Annotated in this window: 18 protein-coding genes; 4 read left to right on the forward strand and 14 right to left on the reverse strand. The window is 52.3% G+C overall.

Translation table 11 applies throughout. The annotated features are described in order from the left end of the window. Window position 1 precedes the first annotated feature (1 nt). Genes KJZ99_02330 through KJZ99_02340 form a run of 3 tightly spaced genes read right to left on the reverse strand, consistent with a single transcriptional unit; the run spans window position 2 to window position 3,578 of the window. Window positions 2-1,123: an ATP-binding protein gene (locus tag KJZ99_02330; GenBank protein MCL4304726.1), complete on the reverse strand. Its 1,122-nt coding sequence runs from the start codon at window positions 1,121-1,123 to the stop codon at window positions 2-4. Window positions 1,124-1,152: 29 nt separating this feature from the next. Further along, window positions 1,153-1,626, reverse strand: coding sequence for a 23S rRNA (pseudouridine(1915)-N(3))-methyltransferase RlmH (locus tag KJZ99_02335; GenBank protein ID MCL4304727.1), 474 nt, complete (start codon window positions 1,624-1,626; stop codon window positions 1,153-1,155). Continuing rightward, window positions 1,626-3,578, reverse strand: coding sequence for a T9SS type A sorting domain-containing protein (locus KJZ99_02340; GenBank protein ID MCL4304728.1), 1,953 nt, complete (start codon window positions 3,576-3,578; stop codon window positions 1,626-1,628). Before KJZ99_02340 ends, KJZ99_02335 begins: the two co-directional genes overlap by 1 nt. 204 nt (window positions 3,579-3,782) lie before the next feature. On the opposite strand from KJZ99_02340, the gene KJZ99_02345 reads away from it, so the two are divergent. From KJZ99_02345 to metG, 4 genes are read left to right on the forward strand one after another with little or no spacing between them, the layout of a single operon-like run. Continuing rightward, window positions 3,783-4,829, forward strand: coding sequence for a peptidoglycan DD-metalloendopeptidase family protein (locus KJZ99_02345; GenBank protein MCL4304729.1), 1,047 nt, complete (start codon window positions 3,783-3,785; stop codon window positions 4,827-4,829). Next, window positions 4,799-5,974 carry a hypothetical protein gene (locus KJZ99_02350; protein MCL4304730.1) on the forward strand — a complete coding sequence of 392 codons (1,176 nt, stop codon included), beginning with the start codon at window positions 4,799-4,801 and terminating at the stop codon, window positions 5,972-5,974. Before KJZ99_02345 ends, KJZ99_02350 begins: the two co-directional genes overlap by 31 nt. 11 nt (window positions 5,975-5,985) lie before the next feature. Continuing rightward, window positions 5,986-7,272, forward strand: a complete 1,287-nt coding sequence (locus tag KJZ99_02355) for a hypothetical protein (GenBank protein ID MCL4304731.1) — start codon at window positions 5,986-5,988, stop codon at window positions 7,270-7,272. Between the two features lie 3 nt (window positions 7,273-7,275). Continuing rightward, on the forward strand, window positions 7,276-9,195 hold the full coding sequence (metG, locus tag KJZ99_02360; protein ID MCL4304732.1) for a methionine--tRNA ligase: 1,920 nt from the start codon (window positions 7,276-7,278) through the stop codon (window positions 9,193-9,195). Between the two features lie 52 nt (window positions 9,196-9,247). On the opposite strand, the gene KJZ99_02365 is transcribed toward metG, so the two are convergent. The 11 genes from KJZ99_02365 to KJZ99_02415 form a co-directional block, all read right to left on the reverse strand. Further along, window positions 9,248-10,798 (reverse strand): PAS domain S-box protein, encoded by a 1,551-nt coding sequence (locus KJZ99_02365; protein ID MCL4304733.1) that lies wholly within the window; start codon window positions 10,796-10,798, stop codon window positions 9,248-9,250. Window positions 10,799-11,422: 624 nt separating this feature from the next. Next, window positions 11,423-12,109 carry an isoprenoid biosynthesis glyoxalase ElbB gene (gene elbB / locus KJZ99_02370; GenBank protein MCL4304734.1) on the reverse strand — a complete coding sequence of 229 codons (687 nt, stop codon included), beginning with the start codon at window positions 12,107-12,109 and terminating at the stop codon, window positions 11,423-11,425. A gap of 20 nt (window positions 12,110-12,129) precedes the next feature. Beyond that, entirely contained in the window at window positions 12,130-13,053 is a 924-nt protein-coding gene (gene mdh / locus KJZ99_02375) for a malate dehydrogenase (protein ID MCL4304735.1), read from the reverse strand. A 107-nt stretch (window positions 13,054-13,160) separates the two neighbouring features. Beyond that, on the reverse strand, window positions 13,161-13,424 hold the full coding sequence (gene rpmA / locus KJZ99_02380; GenBank protein MCL4304736.1) for a 50S ribosomal protein L27: 264 nt from the start codon (window positions 13,422-13,424) through the stop codon (window positions 13,161-13,163). Between the two features lie 19 nt (window positions 13,425-13,443). Beyond that, window positions 13,444-13,758: a 50S ribosomal protein L21 gene (rplU, locus tag KJZ99_02385; GenBank protein ID MCL4304737.1), complete on the reverse strand. Its 315-nt coding sequence runs from the start codon at window positions 13,756-13,758 to the stop codon at window positions 13,444-13,446. Between the two features lie 52 nt (window positions 13,759-13,810). Next, window positions 13,811-15,373, reverse strand: coding sequence for an Rne/Rng family ribonuclease (locus tag KJZ99_02390; protein MCL4304738.1), 1,563 nt, complete (start codon window positions 15,371-15,373; stop codon window positions 13,811-13,813). Between the two features lie 58 nt (window positions 15,374-15,431). Then, entirely contained in the window at window positions 15,432-17,120 is a 1,689-nt protein-coding gene (locus KJZ99_02395) for a BamA/TamA family outer membrane protein (GenBank protein MCL4304739.1), read from the reverse strand. Beyond that, window positions 17,117-20,560: a hypothetical protein gene (locus tag KJZ99_02400; GenBank protein MCL4304740.1), complete on the reverse strand. Its 3,444-nt coding sequence runs from the start codon at window positions 20,558-20,560 to the stop codon at window positions 17,117-17,119. Before KJZ99_02400 ends, KJZ99_02395 begins: the two co-directional genes overlap by 4 nt. Beyond that, the gene (locus tag KJZ99_02405) at window positions 20,551-21,414 is read right to left on the reverse strand and encodes a hypothetical protein (protein ID MCL4304741.1); all 864 of its coding nucleotides are present in this window, start codon (window positions 21,412-21,414) and stop codon (window positions 20,551-20,553) included. Before KJZ99_02405 ends, KJZ99_02400 begins: the two co-directional genes overlap by 10 nt. Continuing rightward, on the reverse strand, window positions 21,411-22,895 hold the full coding sequence (locus tag KJZ99_02410; GenBank protein ID MCL4304742.1) for a glycogen synthase: 1,485 nt from the start codon (window positions 22,893-22,895) through the stop codon (window positions 21,411-21,413). Before KJZ99_02410 ends, KJZ99_02405 begins: the two co-directional genes overlap by 4 nt. After that, a complete protein-coding gene (locus tag KJZ99_02415) occupies window positions 22,892-24,283 on the reverse strand; it encodes a diguanylate cyclase (GenBank protein MCL4304743.1) in 1,392 nt (463 codons plus the stop codon). Before KJZ99_02415 ends, KJZ99_02410 begins: the two co-directional genes overlap by 4 nt. Between the last annotated feature and the right edge of the window lie 10 nt (window positions 24,284-24,293).

The raw sequence follows: 24,293 nt of genomic DNA on the forward strand, positions 1-24,293 counted from the left end.
GCTACTTCCTCGAGAGTTCCGACATTAAGCCAACTTGTTGTGCAACCGATTCCGCCATGCCACGGAAGACGTCGCGAAGTTCAGGAGTTGCGTCTATGGCGAGCATCGGGTCACCAGCGTCTGCTGCAGCGACGAGTTGCGGGACGAGTGGCAGTCTGCCGAGTAACGGACAGCCGAGTCGTTCGGCTTCCTCTTCGGCTCCGCCAAATCCAAAAATATGCGACTCGCCACCGCAATGCGGGCAGCGATAGCTCGCCATGTTCTCAACGATACCAAGGATCGGGACATTCAGCTTCTGAAACATCGCGACACCTTTGCGCGCATCAATGAGTGCAAGGTCTTGGGGCGTAGAAACTATGACGGCTCCGTCCAGCTGAATGCGCTGACTCAACGTCATTTGAGCGTCACCTGTTCCCGGTGGAAGGTCGACGACCAGACAATCGAGTTCTCCCCAGTTAACATCACGCAAGAATTGATCAGCTGCCTGATGTACCATTGGACCACGCCAAATCATCGGTGTCTCGGGTTCAACAAGAAATCCTATCGACATGAGCTTTATGCCGTTCCGATCAAGTGGGAGAATCATGTTGTCGATCACTCGGGGCCGTTCATGGATTCCAAACAGAGTCGGAACAGAGGGGCCGTAAATGTCGAAGTCCGCAAGTCCGACTCTGAAGCCCATTTGTTGCAGCATCAAGGCAATCCCAGCCGCCACAGTGCTCTTCCCCACTCCACCTTTGCCTGACGCGACCGCGATTTTGGTGCGCACACTTTCAAGAACGGGGCCATCCGGAGCTGGACGGGAGTGCGGCTGATGTGGAGCTGAAGCAGGCTGCGTCCACTTCATATGGACATGCACTTCGTTGACGCCATCAAGCGATCGGACGGTTGTCGCAACATCTTCTTCGATTTGACCTGGGACAGTTTCATCACGCGCGGCAACAGAGATGTGAACGTGCACGGTGTCACCTTTGACAACAATGTCCTTGACCATGCCAAAGGATACGATGTCACGCGGGAGGCCCGGGAATTTAACCTGCTTTAAGGCTTCGTGGACTTGTTCTTGAGTAATCACGTCTTGACCAGTCTTGGGAATCAAATAAGCTACAAAATCTCTTTGCATGAAGCAAGGGACACGGCAACATATTGTATTTACTTATGATATGGAAGATTTTTCCAGATGCTTAACGCTCGGTATAGCTGCTCATAAAGCACAACTCTGGCAAGCTCGTGCGGAAATGTCATTGCCGAAAGGCTTAACTTAAAGGCAGCTGACTCCAAAAGCGATGGGGCCAAGCCCCAAGCTCCGCCAATCACGAAGCACAGTCGGTTTGTGCTGGCGAGCATCTCATCCTGAAGAAACGCGGAGAATTGCTCACTCGAAAACGACCTCCCAGAGGAGTCAAGCGCGACTAATTTAGTTCCTTGAGGGATTTGCCTGATAATTGCCTCAGCTTCAACATGCATGGCACCCTTGCCGGAACCGTTCCCGCTCATATCGGACACTGCAGGCACCTCTGATTCTTCAAACGGCAGGAAGTGCTTGATGCGGCTCGCATACTCTTCGCACGCGGCTCTGAAGTACGCTTCACGAAGTTTCCCGACCGCGATAACTTGGAGTTTCATTACTTTAAAAGAAGCAGTTTCTGAGTCATAGTAACTCCACCACTTTCAGCACGCAGCAGATACACTCCGGTGCCCAGCGATGCAGGCGCATCATAATGCAACCTGTGTTCTCCTGGATTCAAGAATCCTTCAAAGATCGTTGTGATGCGTCTTCCAGTTACATCGAAGAGGGCAAGCTTGACATTTGCAATCCTGGCGAGTGAGAACGGGATAGTGACACTCGGGTTAAATGGGTTCGGATATGCGGGCAAGAGACCGAACGCCGCAGGGAGAGGATCGTGCGGCTCCGGAACATTGACAATTCCTGGTTCATAGAGCGTAATTTGACTTGGATAAGGTGCAAGCCGCGCTTGATTCGACTGACTACTGATAATAAACTCACTGATCGGTCCTGCTTCCACCCAGAACGTGTCTGTTTCGGTGAAGGAATTCTGCCCATGTTGAATTACGACGGGGAAAGTGAAGTATGGCGGACCGCTCTGAAGTTGCGAAACTCTGCCCCAAAGTAAGTGATCAACGTTGTCATACATTGAGTTGAAATACAGTACCGGCAAACTTAGACCGAATACCCATTGGTCAAAGAACCAGCCTACGTCGGGACCTGCATAGTGTTCATTGACTTTGTCAATGAAGTCCTGCGTGCTGACATTGCCTCCTGCAAAAGTGGCGACGTAATCTCGAAGAACATCAAAGAACACAGAATCTCCCAACAGCTGTTTTCTAAGCATGTGCAGGACCCAGGCGCCTTTATAGTATACGTTCGTGCCGAAAAGTCGTTCTTCTGGCGGATCGTACACGGGATAGCTGGGGGGATTATGGCGTTCCTCGTTGATGCAGTACGTGGCGGCCTGCGCCATGTAATTGTTTAGCCCACTATCTCCCATGAGATACTCGTTCCAAAGTGCATCACCGTACGTCGCAAAACCTTCATTCAACCACATGTGGCGAAAATCGACCGGACTAAGGTGATCGCCGAACCACTGATGCGCCAACTCGTGTGCCACGATCCCTTCGAAAGTTCTGAGGCTATCTACAAGGTTGAAACCATAGGTCGTAAATGTCTGATGCTCCATTGCTCCCCAACCGCCGAAAATATCCGTCATCACCATTCCATATTCAGCAAACGGATAGTCTCCGAACAAACCGGAGAATGACTCAACCATCTCCGGTGTCCGCTCCCAATCATAGGCCGCCTTCATCGAGTCGCTGCGCGGCCAAGCAAAGTAGCGGTACTCAATGCCGTTCTGGAGGAAGACCTGATTTGAAAAGTTTCCCGCAGCAAACATGACCAGATAAGGGGAGATTGGCCGGTCATGATAGTAAGTATGCGTAACCCTCCCCATGTGCGGAAATGTTGTAGATTGCCAGTATCCATTCGCGGCCAAAGTCCAATGTTCCGGCGTCTCGACAACCATGGTGATTTCAGAGAATTTGTCTGATGGTTGGTCCCAACAGGGATACCACCGTCGCGCTCCATAAGGTTCGCTGAAAGTGTAGCAATGCTCCCATGCCGTCTGGAAGCCCGTGTCATACCAGTTAGGATTTGGCGAAGCTGAATAAGAAATCGTCACGGTCACGGTCTCTGCCTGGGCTACTCCGCGCAATACATGCAACGTGTCGAGCACGTGGGAATAGGCGGTAACTTGGCCGTTGACAGTCACTTCGGAAATACTGAGTCCTTCGGCATTGAATGGAATCGCGGCTAACGTTTCTCGCGCAACCAAGTCAATAGTGGCAATTGCCACCATTGGGAAGTCCCCGTCCTCAACTGAAACCTGCAGAATCAGGGAAAGCTGGTCATATGTATGCAGACTCTCAGCATCGAGAGTCGCTCGAGTCCAGCGCTCTGCGGACCTCGAGTGCGCGCAAATCGGCCCACACGGTTTGTCTGTGAGAGGCATGGATTGCGCAAGACCCATCAGCGGAAAGCAAATCAGAAGCACGGCAAACATGGCTGATCCTCCGAGACAGCTTCGATCCGACCTGGGATACGTGTTGCACCTTGCCGAATTTCCTGTTATTATACAGTTTGTGTCAGAATCGCAAGGGCCATTGTGTTAAGACAAGTATTATTAATAGTTTGTCTTAGTTTTTGGGCAATTCGCCTTCAAGCTGCCCAGTCTGACTCGAGTTCTATCCTCGCTGATATGGATAGTTTGAGCCGGGAATTAACCAGGCTTGACGAGGAAATCAGACGACTCAAAGAGGCGAGCAACAGCTTGCGAGACAGTTTGGGTTCAGTGAAGCTGGAACTCGACCGGCAGGAAGTGATCGTCGCACGCCTCGACAGTCAATATCGGATTCTTGAAGCAGAACGGCAACCCCTAATCGGCCTTCTGACCAGAGCGGTGCTTGCCGACACCAGATTCAGTCGATGGGCTGTACTGGACGCGCTTCTTGGAAGCGGCAGCCCGAGTGACTTCCTCGGTCGCAGAGCCGCAATGACCCGACTGAGAGAGTCCGTTCAGCATCGGGCGAAGGAAAGCGCTCTCGCCCTGCGAGAAATTGAAGCGCTTGAAGATGCAAGTCTCACCGAGACAGCCAGGCTTCAAGCACAACGGCAAGCTACAACAGAACTACTCGCCAGTATCGCCGCACATGAAGAAGAACTATTCCAAAATCGAGAGCGGGCACTTCAGAAGAAACTTGAGCTGGCTTCTAAGCAGGCAATCGTAAACAGTTCCGCCGGACTGGCAAAAGAGCAGCTAAGACAGGCCACCGCGACGCTGGACACAGTTGCGCTCGCCATCAGGAGCTCGTCAACGCTCGAATCATCGAAGATAAGCTTCAGCACCCTTAAGGGGGAACTTCCGTGGCCTGCCAGAGGTTCCATATCCTCGAGATTCGGCAAGAAAAGGCATCGCAGCTTAGAGACCGTTACAGAGAATCCTGGCATCGATTTGACAGTGGCTGAAGGCAACCCGATTCGAGCGGTGGCCGCAGGACAAGTCACCACAGTCACCTGGCTGCGAGGATTCGGAAATGTCTGTATCGTGCGCCACGACAGTGACCATCATACTGTCTATGCCCGGCTTGGTCAAGTCCTTGTGCGCCAGGACGACATGATTGATCCGTCTACAATTATCGGTTATCCTGGGTATAATCCCGAGCGGGACTCATACGGCCTGCACTTCGAAATCTGGTCTGGCAAAGAAAAACAAGACCCATTAACTTGGCTCGCACCCGAAAATCGACACCAGTAGTTACGTGGCTAGGCCACGCAGACGCGCGCGTACAGTTCGCAGCAGGAGTTGCGAGCGGCAGAACTGCTCATGCGTATCTCATTGGTGGCCCGGAAGGAATCGGCAAAGCAGGGGTTGCAATCGAGTTCGCACGACATCTGCTCTGTGATTTGCAGGGACCACAGCCTTGCGGGACGTGCAACCAATGTGTCATGCTCAGGACGCTGCAGCATCCAGACCTTCATTTGATGGCACCTTCAGGAAGACCGAAGGATTCCGAAACTTCCTCAATTGAATCCTACCCGAAACAATACGCTAAACTGCGCGAGGAACTCGCACGCAATCCCTACACGCATTGCGATCTTGATGAACTTGAGCACAGCGAAGGGACTTCAACACGAAAGCTTGCCACCGGATCAAGTCTGCGGGTTGCAGACTCACGCTGGCTGCATAGCGCCGCGTATCGGAAGCCGTTTCAGGCAAAACGATCTGTTTTCGTAATCTTGAACGCGGATTATATGGTCGGAGATGGCGCGCAGAGCGCCCTGCTCAAAGTCTTAGAAGAACCGCCGACCTCCGCGACATTTCTGCTCACTGCGTCCGAACTTCAACGCCTCCTGCCGACCATTAGGTCTCGCTGCCAGTCGATCAGGCTCTTGGCGTTGTCGCCTGCGGAAGTGCAGCGTGGGCTGAGCGATGCAGGATTCACAACGAGGGAGGCAGAACTCTCTGCGGCACTCTCAAGTGGAAACATGCGAAAAGCGTTGCGCTTCGCGGAGATGCAGCCGGAGGAACTCGAGAAAGCTGCGGTAGAGTTTCTCGCGGCGTCAGCCCAACTCTGGCCGGAGAAGCTGCATGAGCATGTGAACAAACTTCTCGAAGATGCTCGATTCGTGGACGACGCGTTTTTTGAGCTAATGACCTTATTTCTCTCGGATGCTGCGGCAAGTTCCGTCGGGCTGGCCAATGCTCAGCTCCACTTTCCCTCGCAAAGCACTCGCGTGATTAAGCTTGCAACAACATATCCGCACGCGGATTTCGGCGAAGCGATCGCCGCAGTGGATCGCGCTGCTTCATCCCGATCCGCGGGATATACACCTTCACTCGTACTGACGACCATGGCAATCGAACTGCATCGTGCACTTGGTCCCAGAGTCCGCGCTTAGCCTATCTGAATATGAACGAAATTCTCGAACTTGAATTCAAGGGACGTCGCAAGGAATATGCGGCAAACCCGCAGCAATACCCGTTCGTTCGTGGCGACTTGGCCATCGTCACGACCGACCGCGGGCAGGACTTGGGCAAGATCTCATTCGTCGGCATTCGCACAGGAGACAGTATCGGTGAGAAACTTGGTCTAACAGTCCTGCGAAAGGCCCAAACGACGGACATTGAGAAACTTCAGCAAAATCGCGAACGCGAAGCACAGGCGAAAAAGATTGCCCGTACCGAAATCAGACGCCACAACCTGGAAATGAAGTTGGTGGATGTCGAGTTGCAGTGGGACGGCCGCAAGATGACGTTCTACTTTACTGCTGAGGGCCGCGTTGACTTTCGGGAGCTTGTCCGCGATTTGGCAACAAGATTTCGCACGCGAATTGACCTCAGGCAAATAGGCGCACGGGACGAAACCAAGAAGACTACCGGTTACGGAATCTGCGGCAGACCGCTATGCTGCGCATCCTTCCTGACAGAATTCAAACCGATCACGACCCAGATGCCGCGTGATCAGTTCCTGCCTCTCAATCCGTCCAAGCTTTCGGGTGTCTGTGGAAGACTGAAATGCTGTCTGCGATATGAGCTTGACATTTACCGCGAGTTTCAAAGAGAGTGTCCCAAGGTCGGCCATCCCATTAAGGATGAGGAAAAAGGGTTGGGTGAAGTGGATAAGCTTGACGTCATTCGCGGTCAGATTCAAGTTCGATATGGCAATGGCGTCATGGACCGCTACACGAAGGAACAGTTTGTGAAACTCACTAACTGGCGGCCGCAAATGCCGAAAAACGAATGCATCTGTACTTGCGGCAAAAAAGGCGGATCTACTGAACTCGCGGATCAAACCTCGAAACCGCACTCCGAACTTTCACAGGTACCACAACGTGAGTCAGGACGAGGAGATAAGATTACGCTGCGTGGAGAGGGTGGGTTCCGTGTAGAATTTGAGGACGAAGAAGACTCGCTTGACGTATCGACAGAAGTAAACGTCGAAATCGATCCGACCACGAAGCGAAAACGCAAGCGCAAGAAAAAGCGTCCGGCGGTCCCAGAGCAAACCGAGCAGACTTCAGGCAGCCCAAAAGCTGCCATTGAAGCAGTACCATCATCGTCCAATCAGGCATCTTCGACGGAAAATCAAAGCGAGAGTTTTGGCACCGCGACACATAAACGACGTCGTCGCGGAGGGCGGAGGCGCAGAGGAGGTGGAACGCAAGGCACTCCCGAATCATCGAGTGAGAATGACTGACGCATGAGCAATTACTATGTAACGACGCCGATCTACTATGTCAATTCGTCGCCACATATTGGCACGGCATATACGACGATATTGGCCGATGCCACGGCGCGATTCCGGCGCATGCTCGGCGAAAGCACCTTTTTTCTGACCGGAACCGACGAACATGGCGACAAGATAGCAAAGAGCGCCGCCGCACGAGGCAAGTCGCCGAAGGAATTTGTGGATGAGGTAAGCGAACAGTTTAGAGTGCTCTGGCCGCGACTGGACGTTGCGCCCGATCGATTCATTCGGACGACCGACGAGGATCACCGAACTGTGGTTCAGATGGTTTTGCAGAAGTTGCACGACCAAGGTGATACTTATTTTGGTGAATACGAAGGACTCTATTGCACAGGTTGCGAGAGATTCAGAACTGATAAGGAGCTAATTGACGGCAAGTGTCCGGACCATGGCACTGTTCCGGAACGAATCAAAGAGTCAAACTACTTCTTCCGAATGAGCAAGTATCAGGAATGGTGGCGCAGTTACATAGATCACCATCCCGATGTTGTGAGACCGGAACGATACAAGAACGAGGTTATTGGTTACTTGCGCGAGCCGCTGGAAGACTTGTGTATTTCGCGTCCGAAGTCAAGACTGTCTTGGGGGATTGAGTTGCCATTCGACCGGGAGTACGTCACTTACGTGTGGTTTGACGCATTGCTCAATTACTTAAGCGGAATCGGTTATGATCAGGATCCGGAGTGGTCGAACCGATGGTCCGCATGTGAACACCTGATCGGCAAGGACATTGTCAAACCGCACGGCATCTATTGGCCGATAATGCTGCACGCCGCAGGCTTGCCTGTATTTCGCCACCTGACGGTTCACGGATATTGGAATTTTCGGGATGCAAAGATCTCCAAATCATCGGGCAAGCCTATCGCCGTCGATCCACTCATGCAAGTATTTGGTGTTGATGCAGTAAGGTACTTTGTCATGCGCGAGATGGTTGTGGGACTTGATGCATCATTTTCGATTGAAGCGATGCTTAAGCGCACAAACAGTGATCTAGCAAATGACCTCGGGAATCTCTTTTCGAGAGTGGCCAAATTGATCGAAGAGCACTTTGAAAGTAGGATCCCCGCTGCAACTTCAAGCGAACCGGAGCTAGTGGCAATCGCCTCACAGTTGGTAGAAAGTGCACCACAATGGATTGCTGAGATGAAATGGCATGTACTGATTGAAGAGACAATGCAGCTCGTTCGAGCCGCAAATCGCTATTTTGAGTCTTCTGCACCGTGGGCACTTGTGAAGAGCGACAAGACTTCCGCCGGAACTGTCTTGAACAATTGCTGCGAAGCACTTCGAATTTCTGCGATACTTCTGTACGCGATTATGCCTCGCAAGATGGCAGACATGCTAACGCGAATGGGTGAACCTGTTCAAGATTTCCGGTTAAACGAGCACGGACGATGGGGACATGTTCGTGCGGGTGCTCACATTAGCAAGGGTGACGCGCTCTTCCCGAGACTCGAGGAGATGACGGTCCGCGCAGCATTCGCCGACCTTCTGGATTCAAACGCCGACATGCGAGCGCAGGCCAGCATGCCACAGTCAGACCAGACCGATCACATTACGATTGACGACTTTCGCAAAATCCAACTCCGCACGGCGGTTGTACTGGAGGCCGAGAAACTGAAGGGATCAGACAAGCTGTTAAAACTGCAGGTGCAGCTTGGAAGTGACAGGAGGCAAATAGTTGCGGGTATAGCCGAGCACTATGAACCCGAGCAGCTGGTCGGCAGGAAGATTGTCGTTGTCGCCAATTTGGCACCGGCAAAGCTGCGGGGAGAAATGTCTGAGGGAATGTTGCTGGCAGTTAAATGGGATAACTCCCTTGAGATCCTTAGTCCACCGGAATCAGCTCCCGATAACTCTCCGATCAGCTGATCGCCACCGTCACAGCATCGAAGCGGCGCCACTTTCGGCGCCGCTTTCGCTTTCATCCGAGGTGATGCAACTTTGGCAACGAAATAGTAAAAGTTGATCCTACTCCTACCTCCGACGCGACACGCAGTTCTCCGCCATGCTGTGTGATGAGATGTTTCGAAATGAAGAGTCCGAGTCCGGTGCCTCCACCACGCTCTCGAAAACTCGCATGGGGCTCGAAGAGCTTGGGAAGAACATCGCTTGGAATACCCCTGCCGCTATCTGTGACCATGACCTCAACACGCTCGCCGGATGCAATTGTTGCGATCTTGAGCAAACCGTGCGGCTCCATCGCCTCAATAGCATTATGAATGACATTGATTAGGACCTGGCCGAGTTCCGAAGTGGAGGCCAGTACAGGCGGGATATCTGAGCTCAGGTCAGTCTTGACATCAATCTCGGCTTGATTAAGCAACGGTTGCATGAGTGCGACAGTCTTTACCACAACATCATTAACGTTAACTGCACTGCGTTGGGCAGTCTCGACTCGTTGCAGGTCAAGCATCCCACGCACAATCAATCGAATTCGCTCCACCGAATCGGCAACTACGCCAATACTTTCGACAGCCTTCGCGTCTTCACCAATGCGGCTTCTGAGTGCGGACAGATGAGCGGAAATCGCTTGAAGAGGATTGTTGACTTCATGTGCGACTCCACTCGCGAGTCGGCCTGCAATCGCAAGTCGCTCTGACGCCGCTAACCTCTGCACAAGATGCTGCACATCCGATACATCACGCAAGACACCCTGACCTGCCACAACTTCCTCTCCCTGTTGAATCCATTGATGTGACAAGTTGAACGATCGGCGATGACCATCTTTCGTGAATAGCTCTATTTTGCCGCTTAGTTTCTCTGTCGTGACTGTGGACAGCAAGCGGACAAGAGAGAGGTTTTCATCTCCTTCCACTGCAATGTCGGAAAGCACTCCCGTTAGCGGCTTACCGATGTAGTTTTCCCTTGCGTATCCGAGTTCTTTTGTAAAGGACTCATTCAGATATGCTATTCTGCCGGCACCGTCTGTCACATATACGACATCGCCCGTCAAGTTAACAAACCTAAGAAGTCTCTCCTGCGCTTGTCGCAGCTCCACCGATCGCAGTGCGCCGCTGTCCTCACGCGAGTCACGCAATTGCTTGTACTCGCGACGCAAGGACTGTGCTTCAATCGCAAGCACGCCATGCTTTAACAGGAGGTCTATCGGTTCGCTTAAATCGGCCAGTGGCAAGTTCGCTTCAATCGGCTGATCAAGAGTGAGAAATCCAATAATTGTTCCATCACGCTTTTCTAGTGGAACGATTAAGGGACTGTGTTGCGCCTGTGAGACTTCTGGGGTCTCCATGAAGCCCTTGCCAACCGCAGCCCATAGACGTTCCGGGAAAATCGGTGAGAGCGGCAAGCCCCGCAAGGATTCTAAGGCCTCAACTCCGCCAGAAGGAGAAAGTGAAGCACCGACGTGACTGATGCGAAATCGTTCATCGCCAATCACAATGATTGCCCGCTGATGACCGGTGTGCACAGCAATGCTCCGGCAGAGGGCATTCAATAGATCTTGAAGGGTTTCCATAGAAACCACTTCCAAGCTTGCACGAAAGAGCTGGCGAAACGATTCGGAAACCACTTTGGAGGATAACGATCGCGTACTTGAACTCTCGACCGCACGTTGTATTAACAGATCGACTTGCCAAAGAGGAGCGTCACTTGGTATTACACCATATAGTAGCTCTGCTTCTGTTTTGGAAATGTCGACAGCATCAAAAAGGAGCAAGGGGGCAGCCGGCGCCACATTTCGCAGGCGACTGGCAATTGCCGCATAACTTCCGTGGATCAAAGCAATCTGAACGCTTGACAGATTGTCAAAAGAGAGTGCTTCTTCAAAATCACTCGCCAGAAGACACCTCCACCCGCTTTGCGACAGGTGTGATTCAAGCCGATCTCGCAATGAGGTCTGCTGTGCAACGATTAGAAGTGTCTTAGTGTCCAAGTTCATGTATGATTCGAGATATCAATCACGGACAATATAGCAAAGCACAAGCCCATTTGCATGGTCTCAGAGAGAACATTCTCCTTCAAAACAAGAGACCCGTCCTTTTCGGACGGGTCTCTCTATACCTATGTGTTCTTAGACGTTAAGAAGTTCGAAGGACGTGGGTGCTCTTAAACATCAGTACTGCTGAACCGCATGTCGAATCTACGCAACTTCTCCCTGATGAACAACGGTCATCAAAGCGGCAATTTGCTCCACCAGCTTGTTAATCCCCTGCTCCACTTCACTAATCCGTGCATCATACATGAAGGCTGGAGTCGATACAATACTCAGAGTCTTGTCCACCACACATTCAGTAACTGAACATGTTTCGTGCATGCTTCCGAATGCTTCAATGGCGCGGGAGGCATCGGACGATGCTCCAACGGTCAATCGAGGATGAATGTCCACACCCTTGAGGGCACGAGCCAGAACCATAGGCGAAATGCAAATGACCCCAACAGGCAGTCTACTCTCCACAGCTTTTCGCAAAAACTCTTCAACAAGCGGGTGAATGCTGCAGCCTGTCCCCTTGACAGCAAAATCGCAGAAATTTTTTGCTGCCCCAAAACCGCCGGGGAAGATGACAGCGTCAAGTTTCTCAATCCAGTCTACGGTCAAAGGTTCAATCTTGCCTCTTGCTATTCGCGCAGCCTCTACTAAGACATTGCGGGAATCGCCGGTAGCCTCACGCGTCCTGTGATTAACCACATGCATTTGAGGGACGTCAGGAGCGAGACATTGATATGAGATTCCCCGACGATCCAAAGCCAAGAGAGTCAAAGTTGCTTCGTAGATCTCCGCGCCATCCAGGAATCCGCATCCGGACAGCACGACGCCCACTTTAGGCATTTCAGTCTCCTTTGGAGTGATTAGAGCTTCGTCGCAGCAATAACTGAACGTACGGCTTCCGCGGAATGATCAAACATCTTGCGCTCTTCCTCGGTCAGCTTGATTTCAAGTATCTTCTCTACTCCTTTGCGACCAATGACGACGGGTACACCCATGTAAATGTCCTTGCAGCCGTACTCGCCCGTCAGCCATGCTGCGCATGGCAGCACCCGCTTCTGATCGACAATGATGGACTCTACCATTTCAACGGCGGCGGCCGCAGGTGCATAGTATGCCGAACCGGTTTTCAGCAGCTTGACAATTTCAGCACCTCCGTCTCGCGTACGCTGTACAATGGCGTCCACTCGTTCCTTGGATACAAGCTCTGTCAGCGGAACACCGCCCACAGTAGTGAGGCGCGGAAGTGGGACCATTGTGTCACCGTGTCCGCCGAGCACCGCAGCAGATATGTCTTTCACCGATACCCCGAGCTCCATTGAAATGAACGTACGGTAACGAGCGGTGTCGAGAATACCTGCCATTCCGAAAACGCGGGTGTGCGGAAATCCTGTCAGTTTGAGCGCGGCGTAGCACATTGCGTCCAAGGGATTGGAGACGATGATGATAATCGCGTTCGGTGAAGCCTTGGCCGCTTCTCCGATCGCAGAGCGCATGATCTCAATGTTTGCCGCGAGCAAGTCGTCACGTGACATTCCCGGAGTGCGCGGTTTTCCCGCGGTCATCACGATGATATCGGAGTTCGCGGTATCGGCATATGCGTTCGTTCCGATGACAGCCGTGCTTGTGCCGCCAATGGGAGTTGCCTCTCTCATGTCGAGCGCTTTGCCTTGAGGAATGCCTTCCACGATATCTAGCAAAACGACTTCCTTGCAAATGTTCTTGTCGGACAGAATGTAAGCACATGTGGCGCCGACGTTGCCACCGCCAATAACCGTTACTTTCATGATGTGGGTGGGTTTAAGATATACAAGAGGTGATAAAAAACAGAGTGCGGCTCAAAATAAGCCGCACTCCAACAAATAGCAAATGAACTGACTGCCGTGCGGCGGGCTTATTCCGCTTCGGGGAGGACGTGGACGAACTTGCGGTTAGAGCGTCCGCCATCGACAAACTGGATGACACCTGCCGACTTTGCGAACAGCGTATGATCGCGGCCCATCCCGACGAGATTTCCAGGATGAATACGCGTACCGCGCTGGCGAACAATAATCTCACCTGCGCGAACGAATTGCCCGGCAAATCGCTTTACGCCGAGCATCTTAGGCTGGCTGTCCCGGCCGTTTCGTGTGGAACCTTGTCCTTTTTTATGTGCCATGGAAGTCTAAGCCTTCCTGTTAATTTGTTTCAATCTTCTCAATGTGCAGCAAGGTATACCACTGTTTGTGGCCCTTGTGCTTGCGGTACTCGGTGCGGCGTTTCTTCCGGAAGACAATGACTTTGTCATAACGTCCGTGTTCCAGCACCTTGGCATGAACTCGACCGGGAACAGTAGGGGTCCCCACCTTGATTTCGCTGCCGGTGTTCAGCAGGAGGATATCATCCAACACGACCGAGTCGCCGGGCTGCACATCTGCGCGGTACTGAACTTTGACTTTTTCGTCGGGGCGCACTTTAACCTGATGCCCCTTTAGATTACAAATGGCGTACATTTTCACCCAGAATTTTGGTAGAACGTTAATATAACCATATCCTCGGTATCTGTCAAGAGGCCGACTTTTCCGCTGGTCTTGCCTGGAAGTCTATTGTGACATCCCGCTTTTGCTTCCAGCTGTAAGCTTTGAATTCATCGATCTTTAAGGTGGCATCAGGCTCAAGTTTGATGTAAAGGAGCGCATCCCACATGATCCTGCGCAAATGTGAACGGAGGCCTTGTGTTATATACTCAACAATTACTGGATGTGCCTTAATTGTCACCCCCATCTCCCCACTCATTGCCCGGAAACGCCGAACCCAAGACTGCAGACGAGTAACCACGGTCTCTTTTGATTCAATCAGTCCGGAACCGTTGCACGTCGGGCAGGGTTCGTTGAAAGCTTGCACTAGCGAAGACTTTGTGCGCTGCCGGGTCATCTCCATTATTCCAAACTGACTGATCGGAGCGATATCCCACTTCGCGCGGTCGCTCGACATCGCTTGCTGCATTGCGTCAAAGACCTTCTTGCGATTGGACTCATTATACATATCGATCAGGTCAATGATGATAATCCCACCGAGGTCGCGCAGTCGAATCTGCCGTGCAATTTCGCGACAGGCCTTCAGATTGACTCGGAGATTATTCTCCTCTTGCTCTTCTTTTCCGACAAAGCGCCCGGAATTAACGTCAATCGTCACGACGGCTTCAGTCTGCTCAATAATCAGGTAGCTGCCTCCGCCGAACCAGACTTTGCGCGATAACCCCTTCTCGATTTCCTGTTCAATATTGTAAAGATCAAAAACCGGACTTGGCCCTGCGTGAAACTGCACCCGCTCCAGCAGCGGCATCGCAACAGCGCGCACGTAAGCGCGTATCTCGCGATACAGCCGTTTGTCATCAATGATTACCCGATCAACGTCAGGACCGAACAAGTCGCGAATAATACTTGATGTCAAAGGCGCTTCTTTATGCAACCGGGACGGCGAGGGAGCATCATCAATCTTCGACTCTATCATTCTCCAAAGGCGAAGCAGGGTGTTAAGATCATGCTCAACTTCAGCTTCAGTCTTACCCTCGCCGATGGTGCGGCAGATCAGACCGAATCCGTCAGGCTTTATCCGCTTCAGAATCGTCTTCAGCCGCTTTCGTTCCTTAAATTCCGGAATTCGCTTAGAGACGCCAACCAAGTTATCCCCGGGCACCAAGACGAGGAATCTTCCGGGCAGTGAGATCTGCGATGTAAGCCTCGGGCCCTTTGTGCCTAACGGCTCTTTTACAATTTGCACCAGAATTTCCTGCCCGGACTTCAGATCCGCACGTGGTTTCCACGGGCGTTTCTTCCCTTCCCGCTTCTCAGGCAGAGACACTTCTTCGATTTCTGTCCCTTCAGCAAGCTCAACAGCACTCTTATACATGTCGGAGAAGTGAATGAATCCATCAACCTCCCAACCTATGTCCAGGAACGCAGCTTGCATCCCCGGCAACACTTTCCGGACAGTAGCTTTGTAGATATCACCGACATTTCGTTCGGCGTCAGGGAACTCGACGAACAAGTTAACAAGCGACCCGTCTTCAACAATGGCAATCCTGGTCTCCGTCGTCGTCGAATTGATAATGAGTTCTTTTTTCAATGTGCAATCGCGCAATTTTCCTGCGCGTTCCAAGGATGGTTTATGCCGAAATCCGGCATCAAAATAAGCTTAACAGCGAAACGTGAAGTTGCCCGTTCAAGGGTGACGTTCCACCTGCAATTCCGTAGTCAATTCCCCAAACTCCCAAACCCGTCTCCATTCGCAAACCGAACCCGTACGCGGCTTTCAATGTCGTCACAGACGCTTTACTCTCCTCGCGCCGCATCTCACGCGAGATTGCACCAAAATCGCCGAATATTGCGACACGAGACAGATTCCCCAACCAGTACCGAGCTTCGAGCGTACCCCACGCCACCTGCGAACCCAGAAACTGTTCCTCTCGGTAGCCCCGCAAGGTTCTCGCCCCTCCAACTCTGACGAGATCGGGCGTTGGCACCTGCGGTTCGTCGGAAGAAACCGCCCGTCCGTGGCCGCTGACATGTGCAATCCAGTACGGGCGGACCTCCTTGTTGAACTCCACATCAGTTGAAACACGTCGTTGCGTGAATCGCCTCTTGTCACTGCCTTGTGGCGGCACATCGGTCCTGCGAACTCCATTCGCAATGGAAGTCTCGAACTTGACACCGCTTCGTGGATTCGACCTGTGATTGCGAGTATCAACCGCAAATCCGGATTCCCAAAGTGTCGTAGCACTCGTCGTAAGTCCAAGCTGCCGTGCGGTCGTCGAATCTGCAAGCAATTCCTCGCGCGCGACTCCACCAAAAACTTCAAGACTGGCTGAAATTGGATATCCAACCTTGCCGCCGAATCGTCTCGTCACGTACAAAGTGTCTTCTACACGCTGTGCGAAAGACATGTCCGCCCAAAAGGGCGTTCCCGCAACCCAAACTTCTCGCCAGGCAAGTGCAATTTCTTGCACTTTGCTTGAAGGCCGACGCCAGAAGACTTTTGCACGGCGTCCGCTTCCAAACAGGTTCAAAAGCTGCAGGTCAACGAGTCCCGTAACCGTTTGTGACTCGCCTTCTGCAGCCGGTGCCAATCCAGCAACCGCATCAAGTCGCGACAGCTTGCTCTCTTCAACTGGAATTACTAACCCGCTTCGGCCTTGGTCATCAACCACAAGCTTCGGATCGCTCACTCGCCGCAGATATTCAAGCTGCGACAAGCGTCGCTTCGCCATACCAATGCGAGATTCGCGATACAAAGACCCAATTCGCAACCGGCTCTCGCGGAGGAGGAGCGAATTCTGACTGATCGTATTGCCTTTAAAGTTCACGAATGAAATTGCAATGCGTGGACCGGCAGCTATTCGCAAGTGTGGAGTAACATGTCCTGAGATATGATCCAGTTCAAAAGAGTCTACTTCCACCCGCGCGAAGGGAAATCCACTTTCCTCACACCAATCGAGCAGGCCATTTGCCGACTCACTTACCTGCCAGAACTCGAACTCTCTTCCGGTCTGCAGGGGAACGCGTGCGAACGCCATCGGATCAATTACCAATGAGTCACCCAACCAGCGAACGCCGGCAGTCTCGTAGCGGTTCCCGGCCACTACATAGAGCGTTTCACCTGATATGTCAACAGTCGCGCCGAAAAATCCTCTTGCAATCAAGGAATCCTGCAGCGCCATTATGGCATCATCACGTCCGACAGATGAATCCTGCTCCAAGACCTCTCTGATAACACGAATCGGCAAAACTGATCGATTCACAATGGCCGGAAGCTCGTTTGTCGCTGCATAGGAGAAACCGGCGACAAGAACCGTGAACGCAAGCAATCGACTCAAAATGTTGCCCGCACCTCAACGCGGCCGATATGAACAGTATTCTCACCTGCGTCCAGTCTTCCGGTGTAGTTCAAGGAGCCGGAAAATGTGTCGGACATGGCGAGCGTTCCCCGCAGTGACCATCGGAAGTTTTCTCCGCGATTTGCCCCTCCCCCAACTTCCTGAGGTATTATACCGCGATTAGAGGAGGCGTGGACCCAGCGAAACTCCGCATCCACTCTTCCTTTATTGTAACGAGAGTAACCGATGCGTGGAGCGACTTCCCTCACAGATGCTTGAGTTCGACTATTCTCGTCACTTGCTTCAGAGCCAGCGAGCGTGACTCCAGCCTCCCACTTCTCAGAAAGCGTCCACAGCACATCCTGTGAGAATCTATCGCGCACGACATCGCGACTTGCAATGAATACACCGTCATACCTTGACTGCTCAATCTCCGTCGAGACCTCGGTTTCGCCGCGCACTTGCGAATGGTATCGTAACCTCGCGCGCAGGCTTCCGAAGCGCCGTATGGTCTCTTGAGCTCCATTGCTGAAGCGTGACACTTGTGAAGCCGAATTCAGCAGCCGTAGCCTGAATGAGGCGGCTCGCGACAGTCGATTGAAATGCACGTCTTGGCGAAACGAGAATCTGCCGTCAATCGTCTCTTCTACACGCAGCTTCGCGGGATCAAGCATCAGCAAACCAAGTGTCAGAGGAAGTCGCGTCCTCTCCTCGACGATTGCCTCCGTTTCGAGTGCGAACCGCTGCCATAGTTTTGGATTACTGGACTTCAATTCATCCGGCTTCAGCCACACAACCGCATTTGTCCGAATCTCTGACGATGGCTCAAATTCACCGGTGTTTCGCGAGACAAGGATGAAATCGCCTTGATCATCGGGGATATACACCCCATTTTCGAGTCGGTAGTTTCCGGTACCGGCTTGAACTGGAGAGAAGACTTGAATCTGCTGTTCAGTCCGCGACTTCAAAGCATCGTAGACGAAATTCACTTCGAAAGCGCGGTTTCGCGGTGTCAACAACAATTCAAAACGGCCCGCATCAGATGAGACGTTCGCCGAATCCCCGCTTTCAAAGTTCTTGTCCCGATGAATCCACCGGAACACACCGCGCCCCAAGTCGAGTGGTTGCCAGCGCAAATCGCCGGTATACACGTTTGATTGCGACGCCCGCACAAACTCATTGCTCTGATTCTGCGAGTCATCTGTCCGCCTACCAACCTCGCCGTCCAGCGAAACACTACTAAAGAGCGGAACAGAGCTACCAATTGCCCAATCTACAAACCGGAATCCACTCTTAAGACTTCGCGACGTACGAAACTGCCTTTCTCTGTTCATCCGAACCCTTGGCTTGAACGTCAACACTTCAGTCGACGCATCAAGTTGCTGACGAGTCCAGTCCGTACTAAGCGCGTTAGCACTATCGTCACTGCTTATTGAAGTGTGTGTCCCTCGCACTCTGGAGATTCGTGTTGGCTGAAGCGTACCGGAAATGCTGTACCTTCGGCTGTCCATCACATCTTCCCTCGACAGCACGCCGCCGCTTCCGGACAGACTCAAGTGCTTCAAAGGAGAAAACCCGAGAGCGGCTTCACCTATAGTCTCATTTGCCTGACGCACAGTAGAAACGGCCCACTCGCGGTCAAACTCAATCACATCACTGCGCGAAACGTCTTGAAACGTCCTGCCGCGCATCCGCCCACTCGAGGACACACTGAAATTCCGAAGCCTGTAGCTCCCGATCGAGATTTCTTCTCGGTCATAACCTAACTCAACAGATCCTGCAGACCCATCATTGTCCGCATCATCGGCACTCGAGTACGTATTGCGATCCGCCACGCTGAAAGCTCCTTCAACAGTAGCTCGAATACCTGATCCGCCGCTTTGCTCTAATCTCACAACTGCCAGCTCCGCACGGGTCGGAAGCGGCAGCCGTCTTGAAGGTAAATACCTGCCGGCATTGACTCCGATCCATCGAAAGTAGGTCCTTCCCAAAGAGTCTCCGGCAGCTTCATAGTCACCGTTACCGGCACCAAAGTCATCAAAGAACACGCGCCACTCGCCCTGCGGCTCACCTTCCAGAGATGGCGCTATATACTTGAAGATTGAGTACGATGTATCGCTGACCAGAGTATCGGATCGCACATAGTCACCTCCATTGGGTCCGATTGAATCTGCGGAAGACGAAGACGCATACACAAGGCTGTCACCGGCAAATCGTAATTGCTCAATATCGGCATCATCAAATGCAAGTCCAAGAGGTCTTTCTCGGTCGTCGCTTTCCGAAATGTAGGTGATGTACACACCACCATTGAGCTTAGAAGACTTCAGTGCGGCACGGGTGGCCAAGAACTGGCGCTCGTAGTCTTCATTGGCGTATTCAAATTCAACAAGAATCCGCGAATCCGAAGTGATCAATCTGCGCGCCGTAAAGGTCACTTGTCCGGAGGCATAGTCAATCGTATAATCATTGTTTTCGCCGCGCCGGACTTCCAGACCGTCAATCCACACCTGCTCCGTCCCTGCGAGCACGACTATTCCTGTTTCTCCCGACTTACCTGTCAGTTGATAAGGACCCTGAACACTCTCCACGCCGAAGAAGCTGTTGGAATGAAACTCTCCCTTGCTCACAGCCGCAGAGAATGCCGCCTCGGTCTTTGAAGAAAACTGCTTAAGTTTCAACCCCGACAGTTTACGCGTATAACGGTCGTAGCGTCTGCCTGCAAGTTCAAGCTCATAATCACCAATCGTCGCCTCAAGATGCGGAGAGCGGGCTGTGACAAACACCTTGTCCAGTTCCCTTATCGATTCCGTAGTGCCTTCAGGCTGAAGCGGCAAATTCTGATCGCTGAGCGCAGCGATTACGTCTACATTGTTCCCGACCTTCCCCTCAACCTGCAAGGAAAGCGCGGATTCAAATGTCAAATCTCGATTCGACCCAATCTGAATGCTTCGCACAAGTGACCCACTGCGCCTCAACGACGACCAGGATGAACCGACTGATTCCTGCTCGATCGCGACAATACGATACGCCGAATCGCCCTTCGATTCATAGTATGTTAGTTCACGGAGGGAGCGACGGAGATAGCTCCGAAGGAGCGGGATTGGCGTATAGAAGTATTCAACATTCAACGTATCCCCGGATACAAGCGGCGTGTAAACCCAAACGAAATGGCCGGGATCAGTTATCCGATAGTCCCTGTAAGGCTCGAGAGTAAAACCGTTCTTCTTGACACGCAGTGAGTCGACATTGATCCATTTGTGGGGCAATTCAAAGAGCGTGTCTCTATCTGCTGGGAAGAACACCGCATGCCCGCTTCGCTGCGGAAGACTGGTCTTCACTTCGGAAGATTCTCCTGACAGGAAGGTCGCGTGCAGCAGCAATGCAAACACGAAGCCGTGCGCCGAGCGCAGCCTGAGTATTCGTGGCTCAACTAAGGCCAATCTAGTCTGTACAGCGCTCCACTGCGGCGGTTAAGCATATATAGACGTTCAGGAGTGCTTGCCGTCATGATCAGATCACGCGAAGAGCCGGTCCCCTCAAACAACTCCTGAATCCCTAAGCTATCGCGGACGCCCGCCGAAATGCGCCACAAGTGCTCGTCGTCAGTAACAAACACAAAACTGTCAACGGCGGTTAAGGCATTAAAATGGTTGGTCTGCGGCGCTTGTAACCACAAATTCGCCTCGTTCAGGAATTGATCACAATGGTAGATCCGACCGCCACGCTGGTCAATCCACATGACGCCATACGCCTGTGAAAAAGACAACGCGGACATTGAATGCGCGAAATTCTGCCCGGAACGCATTCCGAGGCGCCCAGAAATCTTATAAAAAGCATCGTAACGCAACAGTTGTCCATAGTCGGATTCGTATACTATCAAGTCACCTTGCCTGGTCGTGCAGAGCAGGCGCGGTTCAAGATCCTCTTGAGACTCGCTTCTGACTTGAAGCACTCCCCGCCATTCAAGCAATCTCGAATACTCGATAATCCTCCGATTACCGGCGTCAGCAACAAAAACTTTGCCCCCGGGTGCAATGGCGAGATCTGAAGGCCAGCGAAGCTCACCACCCGAGCTGCCCTGACTGCTTTCAAAGGTGATCGCTCCATTCGAATCCAATGCGAGCAATCTATTGTGTCCGGTATCGACAATGTAAAGAACGTCAAGCAGGCCGCTCTGTATGGCCTTCGGACTCCTGAAGGGACTCTCTTCCGGAGGCACCAATACACTCAGCGTCGCTCCGGCTTGTCCAAGCGCAGCAGTACTCGTTAGCAACAAGACAACGAGGAGTATCACTCTAACACCCGATCCTGTGAAAGCACTCGACGGTACAATTCTTCGTAGACTTTTGCCGATCGTCGCCACGAGAAATCCTGTCTCATGCCGTGCCTTTGAATCGAACGCCATCTCTCCGTTCTGCGAAATGCCCCAAGTGCGCGCCGCATGGCGCTCATTAGCGCGCGCGAATCGTACTCACGAAACAAGAAACCTGTTCCGGACTTTTGATCCCGATCAGCATCCTGAACCGTATCCGCTAAACCTCCGGTTTCACGTGCCACAACCGGTGCACCATAACGCAACGCCATCATTTGGCTCAATCCACAGGGCTCAAACAAGGAAGGCATCAAGAATACGTCCACGCCGCCATAGATCAGATGTGCAAGTGGCTCGCTATAGTCTGTGATAACGCGGACCCTTTGAGGGTAGACTGATTCAAGCATCTGCAGCTCCTGCTCAAATCGTGGATCTCCGTTCCCCAGAACCACTAATTGAGCCGGCGAACTTATCAACTCTCCAACTGCGGGCAGTAAAACGCTAAAACCCTTTTGCTCCGAAATGCGCGTGACCATTCCGATAAGCGGAATCCGTTGATCGTATGGCAGGCCGACTCGTTCACACAATGTACGCTTGTTAATATTACGCAGAGCGAGGGTAGTCGGAGTAAAGGTTCGCGACAGAAACTGATCTGTCTGTGGATTCCAGAGATTTGAGTCAATGCCATTCAGTATTCCGGAAAAGTGCTTTCGCCTTGCCTGAAGTACTTGCCCCAATCCAAAACTCATATGATCAATCGTTCGCAGTTCGTGTGCGTACGTTGGACTAACCGTATTTATAGCGTCTGCAAACTCAATTCCAATCTTCAGATAGCAGAAGGATCCATGCAACTCCGCACGTCCGCCCGGATAGAAATGCTCTGCACCGTGGTCAACCCACACCTGCGATCCCGCATGAAAACGACCCTGAAAAGCCATGTTGTGGATCGTCAGGACAAATCTGCTCTCATCAAAGAACTTATCGAACCTTGGAGAACGCATGAACAAGGGCAAAGGACCGGTTTGCCAATCATGTCCGTGAACAATGTCCGGAGTCCACGCACTCTCTTTACACCACGCCAGCGCCGCAACCGACAATATTGCAAAGCGCTCGTCGTTGTCCTCATAGTCTTGCTTGATCACCGGATCGTAATAATAGCCGGGGCGGTCAAACAGCGCGTCACACTCCACAAATGCAAACCGCAGGCGTGGCTGCACTGGCTCGTCATAGGTGAAGCGCAGTGCATAAGTGTGATGGTTTAGAGACACTATGGTCGAAAGCGAGTCGTCAGACGCATTGAAGCCTCGAAGAGTCTGGTACTTGGGTGAAACAACAACAACCTCATGTCCCAGATCGGCCAAGGCCTGTGGTAGCGAGGCACTGACATCGGCTAAACCGCCAGACTTCGAAAAAGGCGCGACTTCCGATGAGACGTGAAGAATGCGTAGTGGAGGCTGAATCATCCTTCGAGTGACGCGAGCCTCACCAGATTGCGGCCATTACGTTTTACCCAATAGAGTGCTCGGTCAGCGCGGTCAATCATCTCTTCCGGTCCCTTGCAACCGCGACTATCTGCCACACCACACGAAACAGTAATCGCCGCGAGACGATCTCCTTCATCAGTCAACACCTCCCCTTGCGAAATTGCCTTTCTGATTTTCTCGGCGACGATTAACCCCTGTTCGGCTTTCACTTCGGGGAGGATCAACGCGAACTCCTCGCCACCGTAGCGTGCGACGACATCTATGTCACGAACCGTGCGGCGAATCTGACTCGCGACCCAGGTCAACACGCGATTTCCTGCCTGGTGACCGTAGGTGTCGTTGTAAGATTTAAACCCGTCGACGTCAATCATCAATAGCGTCAGCGTGCCGCCGTACCTAAGTGCTCTCTGAAACTCCGTTCTAAGCTGTGACAGAAAGAAGCGATGATTGAAGAGATTCGTCAGACCATCCACCATCGCCATTCTTTGAGTTCGGAGATGTTCACTCGTCTGATCAAAGATTACAGAGAATCCGTTCTGCACGACTTGTAACGCGGCATTCTCGGAATCAGTCGGGACAACCTCGCGAGCGAATAACAGCTTTAGCACTCCGTGCCGTCTGTTCTTAACTACGAGTGGGAAAATCACACCGCAGCAGAGTCCAGTGTTTCCTCCCGGAGGCGGCAAAAGCAGACGTTGGTCGTCCAATCTGTGCAGGAAGTGCGGCAATGGTTTACTCAGCAGTCGAGCTTCAAACTCCGAGGTCAGTGGCACCGGCCAATGAAAGTCGGAACGAGTCGCTGAAATCCATGACCAGCCGTCTGGCCGGTCTGCCCAGAAGTTCCCGGGACTCAGTGGAGCAATTTCAAGATAATCCGGTGAGAAGAGTTGTCTCAGTCTCACTTCAATCGCATCAAAGAAGTCGGCGCCTTCTCGATCAAAGCGTGAATCGCTCTGCACAGATTCCAATGCTCTGCTCTTACAGGAAATATCCCACGACTTCCAATACGCCTCAAGAATGGCACTGATTGCACCAAACGTTTTGACCGACACGCCGCCGATTCCGTCCGAGTTGCGTGCTATCCAGTTGGCAATCCGGTCACTCTTCGAGAAACCGACAGTGAACCGCTCACCTTCAATTGTGAATAGCGATGGACTGATTGGTTCCGCCTCGATCAGCACAGAAAGTCCTTCATCCCGAAGATAGTGCGCTCTCACACTTGCATGTCCCGAAATTGCAGAACTCGTGACAATCCCTGCCTGCTCGAAAACTCTCTCGAGCGTCTGCAGTTCCGCACCAGAAAGCCGAACGATTCGCAGCTCCGAATAGAGCCCGTCTTCTCTCAGTGTTGCGAAAACTGACTTCATGCGCACTCCA

Source organism: bacterium, assembly GCA_023382385.1.
Lineage (GTDB): Bacteria > Electryoneota > RPQS01 > RPQS01 > RPQS01 > JABWCQ01.

Coding starts and splice junctions, on each gene's coding strand:
- mdh (MCL4304735.1), bottom strand. CDS start 13,053: ATGAAAGTAACGGTTATTGGCGGTGGCAACGTCGGCGCCACATGTGCT.
- KJZ99_02340 (MCL4304728.1), bottom strand. CDS start 3,578: ATGTTTGCCGTGCTTCTGATTTGCTTTCCGCTGATGGGTCTTGCGCAA.
- KJZ99_02330 (MCL4304726.1), bottom strand. CDS start 1,123: ATGCAAAGAGATTTTGTAGCTTATTTGATTCCCAAGACTGGTCAAGAC.
- metG (MCL4304732.1), top strand. CDS start 7,276: ATGAGCAATTACTATGTAACGACGCCGATCTACTATGTCAATTCGTCG.
- KJZ99_02365 (MCL4304733.1), bottom strand. CDS start 10,798: ATGGAAACCCTTCAAGATCTATTGAATGCCCTCTGCCGGAGCATTGCT.
- elbB (MCL4304734.1), bottom strand. CDS start 12,109: ATGCCTAAAGTGGGCGTCGTGCTGTCCGGATGCGGATTCCTGGATGGC.
- rpmA (MCL4304736.1), bottom strand. CDS start 13,424: ATGGCACATAAAAAAGGACAAGGTTCCACACGAAACGGCCGGGACAGC.
- KJZ99_02355 (MCL4304731.1), top strand. CDS start 5,986: ATGAACGAAATTCTCGAACTTGAATTCAAGGGACGTCGCAAGGAATAT.
- KJZ99_02415 (MCL4304743.1), bottom strand. CDS start 24,283: ATGAAGTCAGTTTTCGCAACACTGAGAGAAGACGGGCTCTATTCGGAG.
- KJZ99_02335 (MCL4304727.1), bottom strand. CDS start 1,626: ATGAAACTCCAAGTTATCGCGGTCGGGAAACTTCGTGAAGCGTACTTC.
- rplU (MCL4304737.1), bottom strand. CDS start 13,758: ATGTACGCCATTTGTAATCTAAAGGGGCATCAGGTTAAAGTGCGCCCC.
- KJZ99_02410 (MCL4304742.1), bottom strand. CDS start 22,895: ATGATTCAGCCTCCACTACGCATTCTTCACGTCTCATCGGAAGTCGCG.